A 2,184-nucleotide genomic window follows, 5' to 3' on the forward strand; every position below is an offset into this window, starting at 1 on the left:
CCAGGAGGTTGGCTTGGAAGCAGCCACCCTTGAAAGAGTGCGTAATAGCTCACTGGTCAAGTGATTCTGCGCCGACAATTTAGCGGGGCTCAAGTTATCCGCCGAAGCTATGGCACTCGTGCATATGACAGTAATGTCGCACGGGTGGGTAGGGGAGCGTCGTGTGCGCGTTGAAGCGGCGGGGTGACCCAGTCGTGGAGAGCACACGAGTGAGAATGCAGGCATGAGTAGCGAAAGACGGGTGAGAAACCCGTCCGCCGAATATCCAAGGGTTCCAGGGTCAAGCTAATCTGCCCTGGGTAAGTCGGGACCTAAGGCGAGGCCGACAGGCGTAGTCGATGGACAACGGGTTGATATTCCCGTACCCGTATCACACGGCCCCTGCTGAATCGAGTGATGCTAAGCATGCGAGGCTGGTTGATGTCTTCGGACGGATGCCGGCTGAGTCTGTGACCCGAACTCGTATTAGGCAAGCTGCGGAGGGACGCAGGAAGGTAGCTCATCCCGGGCGTTGGTTGTCCCGGGCTAAGTGTGTAGGGCGAGGCGTAGGTAAATCCGCGTCTCATCAAGCCTGAGACATGATGGGTCTGCACGTTTGTGTGGATTGAGTGATCCTATGCTGCCTAGAAAAGCTTCGTGAGCGACGTGTGTTGCGGCCCGTACCCCAAACCGACACAGGTGGATAGGTAGAGAATACCAAGGCGATCGAGATAATCATGGTGAAGGAACTCGGCAAAATACCCCCGTAACTTCGGGATAAGGGGGACCGGATACGTATTAGAATTTTCTTCGAAAGCGTTGAAGGTCGCAGAGACCAGGCCCAAGCGACTGTTTACTAAAAACACAGGTCCGTGCTAAGTCGAAAGACGATGTATACGGACTGACTCCTGCCCGGTGCTGGAAGGTTAAGGGGAAGTGTTAGCCGTATGGCGAAGCGCTGAACTTAAGCCCCAGTAAACGGCGGTGGTAACTATAACCATCCTAAGGTAGCGAAATTCCTTGTCGGGTAAGTTCCGACCTGCACGAATGGAGTAACGATTTGGGCGCTGTCTCCACCATGAACTCGGCGAAATTGCATTACGAGTAAAGATGCTCGTTACGCGCAGCAGGACGGAAAGACCCCGGGACCTTTACTATAGTTTGGTATTGGTGATTGGGACGACTTGTGTAGGATAGGTGGGAGACTTTGAAGCCCGGACGCCAGTTCGGGTGGAGTCATCGTTGAAATACCACTCTGGTCGTTCTAGTTATCTAACCTAGGTCCATTATCTGGATCAGGGACAGTGCCTGATGGGTAGTTTGACTGGGGCGGTCGCCTCCTAAAAGGTAACGGAGGCGCCCAAAGGTTCCCTCAGCCTGGTTGGTAATCAGGTTTCGAGTGTAAGTGCACAAGGGAGCTTGACTGCGAGAGAGACATCTCGAGCAGGGACGAAAGTCGGGACTAGTGATCTTCTGGTGGCATATGGAAGCGCCAGGACTCAACGGATAAAAGGTACCCCGGGGATAACAGGCTGATCTTGCCCGAGCGTCCATAGCGACGGCATGGTTTGGCACCTCGATGTCGGCTCGTCGCATCCTGGGGCTGGAGTCGGTCCCAAGGGTTGGGCTGTTCGCCCATTAAAGCGGCACGCGAGCTGGGTTTAGAACGTCGTGAGACAGTTCGGTCCCTATCCGCTGCGCGCGTAGGAGTCTTGAGAAGAGCTGTCCTTAGTACGAGAGGACCGGGACGGACTAACCTCTGGTGTGCCAGTTGTTCTGCCAAGAGCACGGCTGGTTGGCTACGTTGGGAAGTGATAACCGCTGAAAGCATCTAAGCGGGAAGCACGCTTCAAGATGAGGGCTCCCACAGAATTAATCTGGTAAGGCCCCCTGTAGCCCACAGGGTGATAGGTCGGATGTGGAAGTGCTGAAAGGCATGGAGCTGACCGATACTAATAGGCCGAGGGCTTGTTCCTACAAAGATGCTACGCGTCCACTGTGAGGTTCTCGAGATACGGTCGGGAACCGAAGAGATAATTCAATATTTCTTGCCGGTTTCTTCGATCGCTATTTCTATAGTGTTTCGGTGGCCATGGCGAGAGGGAAACACCCGGTCCCATCCCGAACCCGGAAGTTAAGCCTCTCAGCGCCGATGGTACTGCAGCGGGGACGCTGTGGGAGACTAGGACGCCGCCGGACTTATAA

Annotated in this window: 2 rRNA genes; both read left to right on the forward strand. The window is 54.8% G+C overall.

What is annotated here, in order from left to right:
* Window positions 1-1,955: ribosomal RNA gene (locus tag ACYU7G_RS17415) — 23S ribosomal RNA — on the forward strand; the annotation flags it as partial.
* 106 nt (window positions 1,956-2,061) lie between these two features.
* Window positions 2,062-2,178 (forward strand): 5S ribosomal RNA (gene rrf / locus ACYU7G_RS17420).
* Window positions 2,179-2,184: the final 6 nt, after the last annotated feature.

It is taken from the genome of Tessaracoccus terricola (genome assembly GCF_054776555.1).